At 64.9% G+C, this 15,679-nt stretch carries 11 protein-coding genes and 1 tRNA gene; 9 read left to right on the forward strand and 3 right to left on the reverse strand.

The features are described from left to right. The first annotated feature begins 195 nt into the window (after window positions 1-195). From gltB to ACLH0K_RS08060, 5 genes are all read left to right on the forward strand, one after another. Window positions 196-4,809 (forward strand): glutamate synthase large subunit, encoded by a 4,614-nt coding sequence (gltB, locus tag ACLH0K_RS08040; RefSeq protein ID WP_411376259.1) that lies wholly within the window; start codon window positions 196-198, stop codon window positions 4,807-4,809. Next, window positions 4,802-6,259: a glutamate synthase subunit beta gene (locus ACLH0K_RS08045; RefSeq protein ID WP_411376260.1), complete on the forward strand. Its 1,458-nt coding sequence runs from the start codon at window positions 4,802-4,804 to the stop codon at window positions 6,257-6,259. Before gltB ends, ACLH0K_RS08045 begins: the two co-directional genes overlap by 8 nt. 69 nt (window positions 6,260-6,328) lie before the next feature. Next, window positions 6,329-7,828: a pyruvate kinase gene (gene pyk / locus ACLH0K_RS08050; protein WP_411376261.1), complete on the forward strand. Its 1,500-nt coding sequence runs from the start codon at window positions 6,329-6,331 to the stop codon at window positions 7,826-7,828. A 248-nt stretch (window positions 7,829-8,076) separates the two neighbouring features. Further along, window positions 8,077-8,400 carry a helix-turn-helix domain-containing protein gene (locus ACLH0K_RS08055; RefSeq protein WP_411375867.1) on the forward strand — a complete coding sequence of 108 codons (324 nt, stop codon included), beginning with the start codon at window positions 8,077-8,079 and terminating at the stop codon, window positions 8,398-8,400. Between the two features lie 66 nt (window positions 8,401-8,466). After that, complete coding sequence (locus ACLH0K_RS08060; protein ID WP_411375866.1) at window positions 8,467-9,252, forward strand: IS3 family transposase; 786 nt, start codon at window positions 8,467-8,469, stop codon at window positions 9,250-9,252. Between the two features lie 110 nt (window positions 9,253-9,362). On the opposite strand, the gene ACLH0K_RS08065 is transcribed toward ACLH0K_RS08060, so the two are convergent. Continuing rightward, window positions 9,363-9,968 (reverse strand): ANTAR domain-containing response regulator, encoded by a 606-nt coding sequence (locus ACLH0K_RS08065; RefSeq protein WP_138135991.1) that lies wholly within the window; start codon window positions 9,966-9,968, stop codon window positions 9,363-9,365. Between the two features lie 202 nt (window positions 9,969-10,170). On the opposite strand from ACLH0K_RS08065, the gene ACLH0K_RS08070 reads away from it, so the two are divergent. The 4 genes from ACLH0K_RS08070 to ACLH0K_RS08085 all read left to right on the forward strand — a co-directional run bounded on the left by ACLH0K_RS08070 (window position 10,171) and on the right by ACLH0K_RS08085 (window position 13,181). After that, window positions 10,171-10,252 (forward strand) — tRNA-Leu (locus ACLH0K_RS08070). A gap of 592 nt (window positions 10,253-10,844) precedes the next feature. After that, window positions 10,845-11,060, forward strand: a complete 216-nt coding sequence (locus ACLH0K_RS08075; protein WP_411376262.1) for a hypothetical protein — start codon at window positions 10,845-10,847, stop codon at window positions 11,058-11,060. Then, window positions 11,057-12,262 carry a cupin domain-containing protein gene (locus ACLH0K_RS08080; RefSeq protein ID WP_411376263.1) on the forward strand — a complete coding sequence of 402 codons (1,206 nt, stop codon included), beginning with the start codon at window positions 11,057-11,059 and terminating at the stop codon, window positions 12,260-12,262. The genes ACLH0K_RS08075 and ACLH0K_RS08080 overlap by 4 nt, the downstream gene beginning before the upstream one ends. 22 nt (window positions 12,263-12,284) lie before the next feature. Next, window positions 12,285-13,181, forward strand: a complete 897-nt coding sequence (locus tag ACLH0K_RS08085; RefSeq protein WP_411376264.1) for a sucrase ferredoxin — start codon at window positions 12,285-12,287, stop codon at window positions 13,179-13,181. A 106-nt stretch (window positions 13,182-13,287) separates the two neighbouring features. On the opposite strand, the gene ACLH0K_RS08090 is transcribed toward ACLH0K_RS08085, so the two are convergent. Together ACLH0K_RS08090 and ACLH0K_RS08095 are read right to left on the reverse strand one after the other, a co-directional pair. Beyond that, window positions 13,288-14,589 carry an Nramp family divalent metal transporter gene (locus ACLH0K_RS08090; protein ID WP_411376265.1) on the reverse strand — a complete coding sequence of 434 codons (1,302 nt, stop codon included), beginning with the start codon at window positions 14,587-14,589 and terminating at the stop codon, window positions 13,288-13,290. A gap of 127 nt (window positions 14,590-14,716) precedes the next feature. Beyond that, a complete protein-coding gene (locus ACLH0K_RS08095) occupies window positions 14,717-15,658 on the reverse strand; it encodes a dihydrodipicolinate synthase family protein (protein ID WP_411376266.1) in 942 nt (313 codons plus the stop codon). Window positions 15,659-15,679 lie beyond the last annotated feature (21 nt).

A 15,679-nucleotide genomic window follows, 5' to 3' on the forward strand; every position in this document is an offset into this window, starting at 1 on the left:
CATCGCCCGGCCAGCATAGAGCTGCTGCCCGGAAGAGCTCCTGGGCAGGGGCCTGCGTAACTGTTAGTTCAGCAGGCCGAGCTGACCTACAATTTCCAGTAAGTAACACTTTGTTGTGCCCACCATCTGCGGCGCCGACGAGTGGGGCCAAAGGTGTCCCTTCCATACGCACGATCAGGAGGAAGGACGTCTCCCATGACCCAAACTCTGCATACTCCCAGCTGGTCTGAACCGGAACAGCCTGAGACTGCCATCTCGCCGTTCAAGCGCTTCGCAGCCATGCCGGAAGCTGCCGGGCTGTACAACCCGGAGCAGGAGAAGGACGCGTGCGGCCTTGCGATTATCGCAACCCTCCGCGGCGAACCCGGCTACGACATTGTTGATGCCGCCCTCACCGCCCTGCGCAACCTCGAGCACCGCGGTGCCGTGGGCGCTGACGAGGGCACCGGTGACGGCGCCGGCCTCCTCATGCAGATCCCGGACGAGTTCTTCCGGGCAGTCATCGAATTCGAACTTCCCGCACCCGGCCAGTACGTGGCCGGCACCGCGTTTTTGCCTGCCGAGCAGCGCGAGGCCGATGCCGCCAAGGCCGGCATCGAAGGACTCGCCGCGGACGAAGGCCTGAAGGTCCTGGGCTGGCGCGAAGTGCCCGTGGTGGCCGACCTCGTCGGGGCCATGGCCCGCGCCTGCATGCCCTACTTCTCCCAGCCGTTCCTGGCCTCGGCAACCGGGGAGGAACTGGACCGCAACGAACTCGACGCCCGCGCCTGGCGTATCCGCAAGCGTGCCCAGAACAAGTACGGCGTGTACTTCCCGTCGCTGTCCTCCCGCACCATCGTGTACAAGGGCATGCTTACCACCGCGCAGCTGGAGCCGTTCTACCCGGACCTTTCGGACAAGCGCTTCAAGACCAAGCTCGCCATTGTCCACTCGCGGTTCTCCACCAACACGTTCCCCTCCTGGCCGCTGGCCCAGCCGTTCCGCACCATCGCGCACAACGGCGAGATCAACACGGTCAAGGGCAACCGCAACTGGATGCGTGCCCGCCAGTCCCAGCTCGCCAACCCGCTGCTGGGCGACGCTCCCGAAGAGCTGTACCCCATCTGCACGCCCGGCGCTTCCGACTCCGCTTCCTTCGACGAGGTTGCCGAGCTCCTGTGGCTGTCCGGCCGCCCCATCACGCACGCGATCATGATGATGATCCCGGAGGCCTGGGAAAACCACGCCACCATGGATCCGGCCCGCCGCGCCTTCTACGAGTACCACTCGCTCCTGATGGAACCGTGGGACGGCCCCGCCGCCGTGTCCTTCACCGACGGCAACCTGGTGGGCGCAACACTGGACCGCAACGGCCTGCGCCCGGGCCGGTTCTGGATCACGGAGGACGGCCTGATCGTCTTCGCCTCCGAGGTGGGCGTCATCGACGTCGAGCCCTCCAAGGTGGTCAAGAAGGGCCGCGTCTCGCCCGGCAAGATGTTCCTGGTGGACACCGAAGCCGGCCGCATCATCGACGACGAGGAGGTCAAGGCTGAAGTCGCCGCCGCAAACCCGTGGGCGGAGTGGGTCAAGGACAACCTGATCGATCTCAACGACCTCCCCGAGCGCGAGCACGTGGTGCACACTGCGGCGTCGGTGAACATCCGCCAGCGGACCTTCGGCTACACCACCGAGGAACTGAAGATCCTCCTCGGGCCGATGGCCCGCACCGGCGCCGAGCCGCTGGGCGCCATGGGCTCCGACACCCCCGTTGCCGTGCTGTCCAAGCGCCCGCGCCTGCTCTTCGACTACTTCGTGCAGTCCTTCGCGCAGGTGACCAACCCGCCGCTGGACGCCATCCGTGAAGAACTGGTCACGTCGCTGACGTGCGCCATCGGCCCCAACGGCAACCTCCTGGACACCAAGCAGGTCCGCCAGCCGCAGGTCCAGCTGCCGTTCCCGGTGATCAACAACGACCAGCTGGCCAAGATTGCCAACATCGAGGACGCTGACGGCAACCGCGTGGCCATGAAGGTCCGCGGCCTGTACCGTCCCGAGGGCGGCGAAACCGCGCTTCGCGCCCGGCTGACTGAGATCTGCGAGCAGGTTTCCGGCGCCATCAACCGCGGCGTGCAGTACATCGTGCTGTCCGACCGCGACTCCAACGCGCAGTGGGCCCCCATTCCGTCGCTGCTGCTGGTCAGCGCCGTGCACCACCACCTGCTCCGCAGCGCCAACCGGACCAAGACTGCCCTGGTGGTTGAGGCCGGGGACGTCCGCGAGACGCACCACGTGGCCGTGCTCATCGGCTACGGCGCTTCCGCCGTCAACCCGTACCTGGCCATGGAATCGGTGGAGCAGCTCATCGCTGCCGGCGACGTCACTGGCGTCACCCCGCAGGACGGCGTCTACAACCTGATCAAGGGCCTCGGCAAGGGCGTCCTGAAGATCATGTCCAAGATGGGCATCTCCACGGTTGCTTCCTACACCGGCGCCCAGACCTTCGAGGCCCTCGGCCTGGGCCAGGAGCTGGTGGACGAATTCTTTGCCGGAACGCACTCCCAGCTGGGCGGCGTAGGCCTGGACGTCATCGCGGCCGAAGTTTCGGCGCGGCACCAGATGGCGTACCCGGACGGCGGCATCGAGCAGCCGCACCGCCCGCTGCTGGGCGGCGGCGAGTACCAGTGGCGCCGCGACGGCGAGCCGCACCTGTTCAACCCGGAGACCGTCTTCCGGCTGCAGCACGCCACGCGTGAGCGCCGCTACGACATCTTCAAGGCCTACACCAAGGGCGTGGACGACCAGTCCAGCAACCTGATGACCCTGCGCGGCCTGCTGAAGTTCAAGCACAACCGTCCCGCGGTTCCCCTTGAGGAAGTGGAGCCCGTCTCCAGCATCGTCAAGCGGTTCTCCACGGGCGCCATGAGCTACGGCTCCATCTCGCAGGAGGCCCACGAAACGCTCGCAATCGCCATGAACCGGCTGGGCGGCAAGTCCAACACCGGTGAGGGCGGCGAGGATGTGGACCGCCTGATGGATCCCGAGCGCCGTTCCGCAGTCAAGCAGATCGCCTCCGGCCGCTTCGGCGTGACCAGCCTCTACCTGACCAACGCCGACGACATCCAGATCAAGATGGCACAGGGCGCCAAGCCCGGCGAAGGCGGCCAGCTGATGGCCCAGAAGGTCTACCCGTGGGTGGCGCGGACCCGGCACTCGACCCCCGGCGTGGGCCTGATCTCGCCGCCCCCGCACCACGACATCTACTCGATCGAGGACCTCGCGCAGCTCATCTACGATGCCAAGCGCGCCAACCCCTCCGCCCGGGTGCACGTCAAGCTGGTGTCGGAAGTCGGGATCGGCACCGTGGCGTCCGGCGTGACCAAGGCGAAGGCCGACGTCGTACTTGTTTCCGGACACGACGGCGGAACCGGCGCCTCGCCGCTGAACTCGCTCAAGCACGCCGGCGTCCCGTGGGAGCTCGGCCTGGCCGAGACGCAGCAGACGCTGATGCTCAACGGCCTGCGCGACCGTGTGGTGGTGCAGGTTGACGGCCAGCTCAAAACCGGCCGCGACGTTGTGATCGCAGCCCTGCTGGGCGGCGAGGAGTTCGGTTTCGCCACAGCGCCGCTGGTGGTGGAAGGCTGCATCATGATGCGTGTCTGCCACCTGGACACCTGCCCTGTGGGTGTTGCCACCCAGAACCCGGAGCTGCGCGCCCGCTTCACCGGCAAGCCGGAATTCGTGGTCAACTTCTTCGAGTTCCTGGCCGAGGAAGTCCGTGAAATCCTGGCCGAACTGGGCTTCCGCAGCCTGGAGGAGGCCATCGGCCACGCCGAGGTCCTGGACACCCGCGACGCGATCGACCACTGGAAGGCCGATGGCCTGGACCTGGACCCGATCCTGCACGGGCTGGAGTTCGATGACGACGCGCCGCTGCGGAACATGACCGGCCAGAACCACGAGCTGGACAAGCACTTCGACCAGCGGCTGATTACCATGTCCACCGAGGCCCTCACGGACCGCAGCCCGGTGAAGATCACCGTGGACGTCATCAACACGGACCGCTCCGTGGGCACCATGCTGGGCCACGTAGTCACCAAGACGTTCGGCACGGACGTGCTCGCAACGGACACCATCGATGTGACCCTGAACGGTACCGCCGGCCAGTCGCTGGGCGCCTTCCTGCCCGCAGGCATCACCCTGCGGCTGTACGGCGACTCGAACGACTACGTGGGCAAGGGCCTGTCCGGCGGCCGCATCATCGTCCGCCCGGACCGCACCAACGTCTTCAAGGCGGAGACCAACGTCATCGCCGGCAACGTGATCGGCTACGGCGCCACCAGCGGCGAAATGTTCCTGCGCGGCCAGGTGGGCGAACGCTTCCTGGTCCGCAACTCGGGTGCCACCGCTGTTGTTGAAGGCATCGGCGACCACGGCTGCGAGTACATGACCGGCGGCCAGACGCTGATCATCGGCCGCACCGGCCGCAACTTCGGCGCCGGCATGTCCGGCGGCACCGCCTACGTCCTTGACCTTGATGCCGCCCGGGTCAACAAGGAAGCCCTGCAGTCCGGCGAACTCCAGCTCCGCGAGCTGGACGCCGAGGACCGCGAGATCGTGCACGGCCTGCTGGTCAAGCACGTGGAAGAAACTGACTCCCAGCTGGCCGCGCGGCTCCTCGAGAACTTCGATGACACCGCCGCCCGCATCACCAAGGTGCTGCCGCGCGACTACGCGGCCGTGCTGCAGACCCGTCTCGACGCCATCGAAGAGGGCCTTGACCCCGACGGTGAAGAAGTATGGTCCCGAATTTTGGAGGTAACCGGTGGCTGATCCACGCGGATTTCTGAAAGTACGCCAGCGTGAAACCCAGCCGCGCCGTCCCGTTCCCGTCCGAATCATGGACTGGAAGGAAGTGTACGAGGCGCAGGAAAAGGGCACGCTGAAGGCGCAGGCCGGCCGCTGCATGGACTGCGGTATTCCGTTCTGCCACCAGGGCTGCCCGCTGGGCAACCTCATTCCCGAGTGGAATGACCTGATGTGGCGGGACAAGGGCGAGGAAGCGATCGAACGGCTGCACGCCACGAACAACTTCCCGGAGTTCACCGGCCGGCTGTGCCCCGCCCCGTGCGAGGCGTCCTGCGTGCTGGGAATCAACCAGCCTGCCGTCACCATCAAGCAGGTGGAAGTTTCCATCATTGACGAGGCCTGGGACAACGGCTGGGTTGAGCCCCTGCCGCCCGCACGCCTCACCGGCAAGACGGTGGCCGTGGTGGGCTCCGGCCCTGCCGGCCTGGCCGCTGCCCAGCAGCTGACCCGGGTGGGCCACACCGTTGCCGTGTACGAGCGCGATGACCGGATCGGGGGCCTGCTGCGCTACGGCATTCCGGACTTCAAGATGGAAAAGGAGCAGGTGGACCGCCGCATCGAGCAGATGAAGGCCGAAGGCACCCGCTTCCGGACCGGCGTCTCCGTGGGGACGGACGTGACGTGGGAGCAGCTGCGGAGGCGCTATGACGCCGTCGTGATCTGCACCGGTGCCACCGTTCCCCGCGACCTGCCCATCCCGGGCCGCGACCTCGAGGGCGTCCACTTCGCCATGGATTACCTCGTCCCGGCCAACCGCGCCGTGGCAGGTGACGCCGTGGAGAACCAGATCCACGCCCAGGGCAAGCACGTGGTGATCCTCGGCGGCGGCGACACCGGCGCTGACTGCCTCGGCACCGCGCACCGCCATGGTGCCGCGTCCGTGACCACGCTGGCCATCGGCAAGCAGCCGCCGGCCGAGCGTGCCACCCACCAGCCCTGGCCGACGTTCCCCACCCTCTTCGAGGTGGCCAGCGCCCACGAAGAAGGCGGCGAACGCACGTACCTTGCCTCCACCGTCGAGTTCGTGGGCGAGGACGGCAAGCTGACCGGCGTCAAGGTTGCCGAAACCGAGTTCGTTGACGGCAAGCGCCTGCCCAAGGCCGGTACGGAACGCATCATCCCGGCGGACCTGGTGTTCCTGTCCCTGGGCTTCACGGGCGCCGAGCCCGCCAACATCACCGAGCAGGTCAAGGCAGAGTTCGACGGCCGCGGCAACGTGGCCCGGGACGGCTACTACATGACCAACACCGAAGGTGTGTTCGTTGCCGGGGATGCCGGCCGCGGCCAGTCGCTGATCGTGTGGGCCATCGCCGAGGGGCGTGCCGCGGCAGCCGCCGTCGACAAGTACCTGATGGGAAGCACCATCCTGCCTGCGCCCGTCGCGCCCACAGACCGCGCCATCGCCGTCCTGTAGCGCTGCACCCGGGGGAGAAGTTCACCCCCGCGACAACTAACCAATGCAAGTGACCAATAGGGTAGGTATATGAGACGCGCAAAAATTGTGGCTACATTCGGCCCGGCAATTGCCAGCTATGAGAACACCCTCGCGGTGCTCGAAGCTGGTGTTGACGTCGCCCGGATGAACATGAGCCATGGCGACTACACGGTGCACGACAACACCTACGAGAACGTCCGCAAGGCGGCCGCGGACCTGGGCAAGGCCGTGGCGATCATGGCTGACCTGCAGGGTCCCAAGATCCGCCTGGGCCGCTTCGTGGACGGTCCGCACGCCCTGGCTGCGGGTGACACGTTCACCATCACTACCGAGGACGTTCCGGGCACCCAGGAGATCTGCTCCACCACCCTGAAGAGCCTCACTGAGGACGTGAAGGTGGGGGACACCCTGCTGATCGACGACGGCAAGGTGGCCATGCGCGCCACGGCCGTCGACGACGTCAAGGTGGTTGCCGAGGTGACCGTGGGCGGCATGGTGTCCAACAACAAGGGCATTAACCTGCCCGGCGTCGCCGTCAACGTCCCCGCCCTGAGCGAAAAGGACGAGGACGATCTGCGCTGGGCCCTGCGCCGGGGCGTGGACCTGATCGCCCTGTCCTTCGTCCGGGACGCGCAGGACATCAAGCGCGTACACGAGATCATGGACGAGGAAGGCCGCCGTGCGCCGGTTATCGCCAAGATCGAAAAGCCGCAGGCCGTTGAGCAGCTGCCCGAGATCATTGACGCGTTCGACGCGATTATGGTGGCCCGTGGCGACCTTGGCGTGGAGCTTCCCCTGGAGGAAGTGCCGATCGTGCAGAAGCGTGCCATCGAGCTGGCACGCCGGTGGGCGAAGCCGGTCATCGTGGCCACGCAGGTGCTGGAGTCAATGATTGACAACCCGCGGCCCACCCGGGCCGAGGCTTCCGACTGCGCCAACGCCGTCCTGGATGGTGCTGACGCCGTTATGCTGTCCGGTGAGACCAGCGTGGGTAAGTACCCGATCGACACCGTCAAGACCATGGCCCGGATCATCGAGTCCACCGAGGTCCACGGCCTGGAGCGTGTTCCCCCGCTGGGGACCAAGCCCAAGACCCGTGGCGGCGCCATCACGCGTGCCGCCGTCGAAATCGCCGACCAGCTGGACGCCAAGTACATCTGTGCGTTCACCCAGTCCGGCGACTCGGCGCGCCGCCTGTCCCGCCTGCGTCCGATCAAGCCCGTGTTCGCGTTCACGCCGGTGGAGCAGGTCTGGAACCAGCTGGCGCTGACCTGGGGCATCCAGCCGGTGCTGGTGCAGATGGTGGACCACACGGACGCCATGACTGCCCAGGTCGACCGCAGCCTCGAGGAGATGGGCCTGGTGGAGAACGGTGACCTGGTAGTCATCGCCGCCGGTTCGCCTCCCGGAAAGGCCGGTTCCACGAACTCGCTGAAGGTGCACAAGGTGGGCGACCTCGCCGACTCCACCCGCGCCGGCGAGATCACCAGCAACCGCGAGAAGCTCGGCCCTTGGCCGGAAAAGAAAAAGAAGGCTCCCCAGGCCTAGGACAACTGAAAGGACCCCTGCCGGTTTGAACTGCTCCCCGGAAGTTGGACTGAGAAATTCAGTTCTGACTTCCGGGGAGCAGTTTTTTGCGTGTAGATAGTTCGTTGTCTGAGGCTCAGCGTGAGGCGGCTGTAGCGTGGTTTGAGAAAGGTCTTGCAGATAAGGCGGCAGCTAATCTGTTGGGCGTGGCTAATTGGCCGGTCAAGAGGCTGTATCGGCGGTGGAGGATTCATGGTCAAGGAGCGCTGGTGACCAAGCCGACAAAACAGTCATACTCTTTCGAATTCAAGCTCGCTTTGGTCGAACGGTTCCTCGCTGGCGAGACTGCGCCTGATTTAGCGGCAGAAGCTGGCCTGTCCTCGCCGGTCCTACTGAGAACGTGGGTGCGCGCGTATCGTCTTGAGGGCCCGGACTCCTTGCGACCAAAGCCAAAAGGCCGGCCACGGAAGCCCTACACCCCGCCGGTTGAACCCTCCGAGCTGGAGCGGCTGCGCCGTGAAAACGAGCGTTTGCGGGCAGAAGTGGCCTATCTGGGAAAATTGCGGGCCTTGAGGGCTCAAGAACAACGGTGAAGGTCCAGGCCCTCACCGCCCTCAAGGCTGACTTCCCGCTTCCTGTTCTATTGCAAGTGTCGGGTCTTGCCCGATCGACATTCTTCTATCACCAGTCACGACTCCAGGCTCCAGACCCCCACGAGGCCCTCAAGGCCACAATCACCGAGATCTTTTACGACGAACCACGGCCGGTACGGGCACCGTCGTGTCCACACGGAACTACTCAAGCAGGGCTGGATACTCGCGAAGAAGACCGTACTGAAGCTGATGCGCACACTCGGGCTGGCCTGCAGGGTCCGGCGGAGGAAGCGCTACAACTCCTATCAAGGCGAACAAGGCACTGCCGCGCCTAACCTGCTGAACCGGGAATTCGCGGCCACCGCCCCGAATCAGAAGTGGGTCACGGACGTGACCGAATTCAGTGTCGGTGACCGGAAGCTCTACTTCTCGCCGGTCATGGACCTCTTTGACCGGCAAATCATCGCCCATTCAATTAGCCCGTCCCCGAACCTTGCACTCACCAACTCTTCGCTCAAGCAAGCCCTCGCCTGCCTGGAACCCGGCCAACAGCCGATCGTGCATTCAGACCAGGGCTTCCAGTACCGTCACGCCTCTTGGAAATCGCTCCTTAAAGACGCCGGCGCAGTCCAATCCATGTCCCGCAAGGGAAACTGCTACGACAATGCCGTGATGGAGAACTTCTTCGGCCACCTCAAGGAAGAGATGTTCCACCGCGTTCGGTTCATCAGCACCGAGGCGCTGACCGCAAACCTAAACGGCTACATCCGCTGGTACAACAACAACCGGATCTCAACAAAGCTCAAGGGCCTGAGCCCGGTGCAATACCGAGCCCAGGCCCTCGCGGCTTAGGATCTTACTTGGCCAGTCCAACTATCGGGGACCAGTTCAGTTGGCAGGGGTCCTTTTTGTATGCCGGTGGTTGAGCTTGCCAAATCTGACAAGCTCAACCTGCCCGCTGTTTAGTTGACCTGGTTGATGATGGTCTCGGCGACCTCACGCATGCTGAGGCGGCGGTCCATGGACGTCTTCTGGATCCAGCGGAAGGCTTCCGGCTCGGTGAGGCCCATCTTGGTGGTGAGGAGGCTCTTGGCACGCTCCACGAGCTTGCGGGTGGCGAACTGCTCCTGCAGGTCGGAGACCTCGCTTTCGAGGGCCTTGATTTCCTCGTGGCGGGAGAGCGCAATCTCCAGGGCGGGGATCAGGTCCGCGGGGGTGAAGGGCTTGACCACGTAGGCCATGGCCCCGGCGTCGCGGGCGCGCTCCACGAGTTCCTTCTGGCTGAAGGCAGTCAGCAGCACCACGGGGGCGATGCGTGCCTTGACGATCTTTTCGGCAGCGGAGATGCCGTCCATGACGGGCATCTTGACGTCCATGAGGACCAAATCCGGCTTGAGTTCTTCAGCGAGCTGGACGGCCTTCTCGCCGTTGTCCGCCTCGCCGATGACGTCGTAACCTTCGCCGCGCAGGATTTCGATGATGTCGAGGCGGATGAGGGTTTCATCTTCAGCCACGACGACGCGGCGCGCCGGCTGGGACGCGGACTTGGACTCCGTCTGTTCAGTCACGGGATCTCCTTGGAAAGGTACGGCGGGACATCACTATCTTAGGTGCCACCGCGGCTGTACTTGGTTTGCAGGGTCTTGTGCGGCGTCGGCGGCGCGATTCTGGAATTCAGCCTATCTGGATGTAGAGTAATTCCGCGTACGTGAAGCGATCGCGTTGCTCACAGTCAGCTGTGGGCTTACTCTATGGCTCCATGTATTCCGCGCCCGAGTGGCGGAATTGGCAGACGCGCCGCACTCAAAATGCGGTATCGAAAGGTGTGTGGGTTCGAGTCCCACCTCGGGCACAGGATATCCCTCGTCAGAGGGGTTTATTGCTTTAATGATTGTTCAAAGCCTGTAGTGGCGTCGCTCTTAGGTTTTGGGTCGCGCGGGCTGTGCCTGGCCACCGCGAAGCTGTTCGGGCGGGCCGGAGCCGCTTCCGACTGGTTGGAGAATGCGCCAGACCTAGGCGCAGAGGGTGACTCCCTGGGATACATGCACCGCGCGTCCGACGACGAATAATCACTTGCCAGCGGTATCGACACCATAAGAAGAATGACGCTTCTGAAGCTGCTCAATTTTGCAGGCAGCAGTCTTTCCCGGCGCCGATGCGCACTGGAGGTCAATTTCTTGAAGGGGAGGGGATGGCCGTGCGGGGCGCCCGACTGAGTTGTGAAAAGAAAAGTTATTCCCAGGGCTGGCCCGTGCCGTTAGGGTGATCACGGGCGGTGCCGGCGAAGGATCGCCCGGTTGGGTAATCAGGTGCCAGTAACGGAGCTGATCCATTTCGATTCCCGGGAGGAAGCATGACTAGTCCAGAGCAGGATCCAAGCCAGCAGGAAGGCCCCGCGGACGGTGGCGCGGACGGCGTCCCCGGCACGCATGATGGGGGTGCCGATGGTGGAGCTGACAGCGGTGCCGACGGAGGAGCTGACAGCGGCGCCGATGGAGGAGCTGACAGCGGCGCCGATGGAGGTGCTGACAGCGGCGCCGATGGAGGTGCTGACAGCGGCGCCGATGGAGGTGTCGACGGTGGGGCTGACGGCGGTGCCGACGGTGGCGCTGACGGAGGGGCCGATGGGGGAGCCGCAGAACGGGGCGTCTGAATCTTGAGCACCATCCGAAAGGACTTTCAGGACCCCGACGCCTTGGAAAGCGGCGGGGTCCTGGAGACACGCCTGATTAAGATTGGCCGTGAGAGGTTCGCTGGCGACGTCTGGGGGCGCACGGCGCTGCTCACGCGTGGCGCAAGCGACTTCTCCGATCTGTTCTCTGCCGAGGCCGTCGACGAACTGGTCTCGCGCCGTGGACTGCGCACACCTTTTCTACGCGTTGCCAAGGGCGGCACTACCTTTCCCGATTCTTCATTCACCTCACCCGCCGGCGTCGGCGCCACCATCTCTGACCAGCTTGACGACACCGCGCTTTGGCGCAAGTTCGCGGAAGGTGCCACGCTCGTGCTGCAGGCACTGCACCGCACATGGGAACCCGTCGCGGACTTCAGCAGCAGGCTGAGCACGGAGCTCGGACATCCGGTGCAGGCCAATGCATACGTCACGCCGCCCCAGAACCGGGGGTTCGACGATCACTACGACGTGCACGACGTCTTCGTCCTACAGATCGAGGGGACAAAACGCTGGATCATTCATGAGCCGGTTCACACAGACCCGTTGCGTGATCAACCCTGGACTGATCGCCGCTCCAGCGTGGCCGAGGCCGCGAAAGGGGAGGCCTATATCGATACCGTGCTTGAGCGTGGGGATGTCCTTTACCTGCCGCGTGGCTGGTTGCATGCCGCTCAGGCGCAGGGCCAGGTCTCCATCCACCTCACACTTGGAATCCACAGTTGGACCCGCTACGCATTGGCCGAACAGCTCGCCCAAGCCGCGCTTGCAGCGCTGGGCGACGATCCCGAGATGCGTCGTACCCTGCCATTAGGCCTCGACGGACCGAACGGGGAGATTGACGTCGTCCGTGAGCGCCTCGCCGCTGCCGTCGCTAAGGCTGAAACCAGTTCTTTGTTCCACCGCACCCGGCGAGGACAGGGCCGTCCGGCACCGCTGGGACCACTGGCCCAGCTCTCGGCTGTCGAGGGCCTAAGCCCAGAGTCTTTAGTCCGGCTTCGTGATGCACTGGAAGCACGGCTGGAGGGATTGCGCCTCACCACGCGCGTGGGTTGGCTCGACTTCCCAGCGACTGATCTGCCTTCTGTAACGCGCCTGCTCGACAGGGAGATTCACGCCGCGGGTGATCTCGGCGTCCACCTTGTTGAAAGACTGTTGCGCGCGGGGGTTCTCGTTCCCGTTGAACAGTGATAGAGACAGTAACTTCGCCGGGGTGGCGGCCACGGAGCGCTTTTTCTGCTCGGAAGGCGCCCGGCTGCGCGGCGACCCAATTGCAGGCACGGCGTCCCACGGCGTCGCCTGGGTTCTCATAGAGTACCGGGGCGGATGGCCTCCTAATGGCTTCGAAGGGCTCGATCTCGAGCCTGCGACCAAAGCACTCTTGCTCTCCGCCGCGAAGGCGGCAAAGGCGCGGGTGCTGCTGGTGAGGCGGCCCGGCCCACGCCGCCGTGAGGGGCAGAGCCATTGGGCAGTACTGCGCCATGAGGATTCGGGCGAATATCGTCAGCAATGGGGAACGTGGGGCAACGATGAGGATCTGGCGCAAATTGCCAGAGCCCTCAGCCTCCCCGGAACGCTCGGCTATCCGCCCGTCATCCTGGTCTGCACTCACAGTCAGCATGACCAATGCTGTGCCATGCGGGGTCGGCCCGTGGGACGTGCGCTAAGTGAGCGGTGGCCGGAGCTGGTGTGGGAATGTTCGCATGTAGGAGGTGACAGGTTCGCGGCAAACGTCGTGGTTGCACCCGACGGCGTCTACTACGGAAATCTGGACGTGGAGTCGTCCGTCGCCACGATCGAAGAACACTTCGCGGGCCGTATCCATGCGGAGCATCTGCGCGGATACACGGATCTCTTTCCTGCACAGCAGGCCGCTGTCGAGGCAACGCTCAGGCGTTTCGGCCCAGCCGGACGGCATGACTACAGGGTGGTCGAGACTTTCCGCGACGGGGATCATTGGCGGATCCACCTCACCGGCTGCCCGCCCCACCCGGCGCGCATCGACGTCGAACTGCATGCTCACCGCGGCCCGCCGTATCAGCTGACCTGCCGCGGGCCGGCACTGAGCTCGGCCATGGTCTACGAGCTTGTTTCGATCCGCGCGGTCTGAATGACGGGTTTACCGAAGGCAGTTGGTTTGTCGGTGAGTCGCCCATCGCGGCAGTAGTGCCCCGTCGAACCGGACGGGGCACTACTTGTATCTGTGATTCGCGTTGCTAGCCGATCAGGGTGGTGATGAGGCGGATGGAGGAGGCGATGATGGCGACGAGGCCGATGACGGCGAAGAGGTTGTGCCACCACTTGTTGCGGAGGTCGCCCATGAGGGAGGTTTTGTTGGCCATGGTGACGATGAGGACGCCGAGCAGTGGTGCGATGAGGACGGTGAGGGACTGGGCGATGACGATCAGGGCGACGGGGGAGGATTGGAAGGTCAGGGTGATGATCAGGCCGAAGGCGAGGATCATGCCTGTGAAGATGCGGGCCATGGGTGATCCGGCTTTCGCGCCGCGGCCGAGGGCGTCCGAGACCATGGTTCCGCCTGCGGTGGCGTTGGCGATCATGGAGGAGAACGCGGCACCTGACAGTCCGAGGGCGAAGACCATGGAGCCTACGGGGCCTGCGAGGGGCGTGAAGACGGATGCGAGGGCGTTGACGGTGCCTGCTTCGGCGCCGGTCCTGCCGAGGACGGCGGCGGCGACCATGATGACCAGGGCGGTCATGATGCCGGGGGCGACGATGCCGGGGATGGTGTCGGCGAGGGTGATGTCGCGGTAGTCGGCGCGGGTGCGGCGGTGTTCTTTGATGCCGTAGGAGGTGTAGAAGGCAGCGTTGATGGAGAAGTTGGTGCCAACGAGGGCGACGACGAGGATTTCGCTGCCTGCCGGGAGGGTGGGGACGGCGCCTTCGAGGACGCGGTACCAGTCGGGCTGGGCGACGACGGTGCTGGCAATGAAGGCCAGTCCCATGAGGACGACGATGGCCAGGAGGGCTTTTTCAACGATGCCGTAGACGTTGCGGAAGGCCAGGACGATGCCGACGGCGATGGTGCAGACCACGGTCCAGAGGACCGGGGAGCCGCCGAAGATCAGGGAGAGGCCGAGACCTGATCCGACGGCGTTGCCGACGGAGAACATCAGGGTGATGCCGAAGACGCCGACGCCCGCCAGGACGCCGACCCATTTGCCCAGGTGGTCCTTGATCGAGGTGATCAGGGAGGTCGGTGTTGCGATGCCGAGCCGGACGCTCATGTCGGTGAAGAAGATCATCAGGATGGTGGAGACCGCGATGACCCAAACGAGGGTGTAGTCGAAGCGGCTGCCGGCCTGCACGGCGGTGGTGAGGTTGCCGGGGCCAAACTGCCAGGCGCCGACGACGAAGGCCGGGCCCATCAGGGCCAGGTAGCCCAGGAAGGTACGGTGCTTCGGAGCCGTGACGGCGGGCTGGTTTCCTTGCTGGGTTGCCATCTGTTCTTCCCTGTGACCTGTGCGGGTGATGGTCTTATTCTGCTGCTCGCGCATCGGCGAGTCCTCCTTATACAGCGACGTTGCTGGGGGCGTCGAAGGGCCCGGGGTGGAGAGTAAAAAGCTTGGGGCACAGGCGGCGGGCGGGGGAGCCCGCCGCCCGTGAGGACCCGTGATGGGTGGGTCAGACGGCAGCGGCGGTGGTGACCTTGCCGAGGTTTGCCGCGGCGAAGGCTTCCGCGATTTCTTTATCGGCTCCCTCGGGCAGGGGCAGGAGCGGGGTGCGCACCGTGGCGTGGTCCAGGATGCCGCGGTTCACGAGGCCCCACTTCAGGGCGACGGTGCCCTCCATGTGGGAGCCGCGGTGGTAAACGTTCTTGGTGACCGGCAGCAGTCGCTCATGGATGGCGTGGGCACGCTTGTAGTCCTGGGCCTTGCCGGCTTCGATCAGTTCGACGAGCAGTTCGGGGGCGATGTTGCCGTAGCCGACCAGCAGGCCGTCGACATCGAACATTGTCGGCAGCAGGTACTCGTCATGGCAGGACAACACCTGCAGTTCGGGGTACGCCGCGCGCAGCGCGGGGATCTCGGTGTACCACCGGCGCATGTTGCGGACACCGTTCTTCGTGGCAAAGACGCCCTCCTGGCCGGCGATCTCCAGCTGGGTGTCGAGGTCGTAGGTTGCTTTGGTGTTGTCGGGGTACTGGAAGAGGATCAGCGGCAGGCCGGACTCTTCATAGATCTCCTTGTAGCGCGACTGCGGGGCGCCCTGCTGGTATCCGAAGCGCAGCCACCCGTGTGAGGGGTAGACGAGGCCAGCTGCCGCGCCGGCCTCGACGGCCTTCTTGGCCTCGAGGGCCGCGGTCTTGTTGCCCTCCTTCGTGATACCCGCCACGACCGGGACACGGCCGTCGGTGGACGCCACGAACGCGCGGATGACGTCGAGCTGCTCCTCTTCGGTAAGGAATGTGCCTTCGCCGGCGTGCCCCAGGACGACGAGGCTCTTCACGCCCTCAATCGATCCGAGCCATGAACCCAGGCGCTGAATTGCAGCGTAGTCGACAGCGCCATCTTCGGTGAACGGGGTGACAGGTGCGGGACTGAGTCCGCGGAGATCGAGTGTCATTGCAGCTACCTTCTTGTCTTC

Source organism: Arthrobacter sp. MPF02, from assembly GCF_046605375.1.
In the GTDB taxonomy this organism is placed as follows: Bacteria; Actinomycetota; Actinomycetes; order Actinomycetales; family Micrococcaceae; genus Arthrobacter.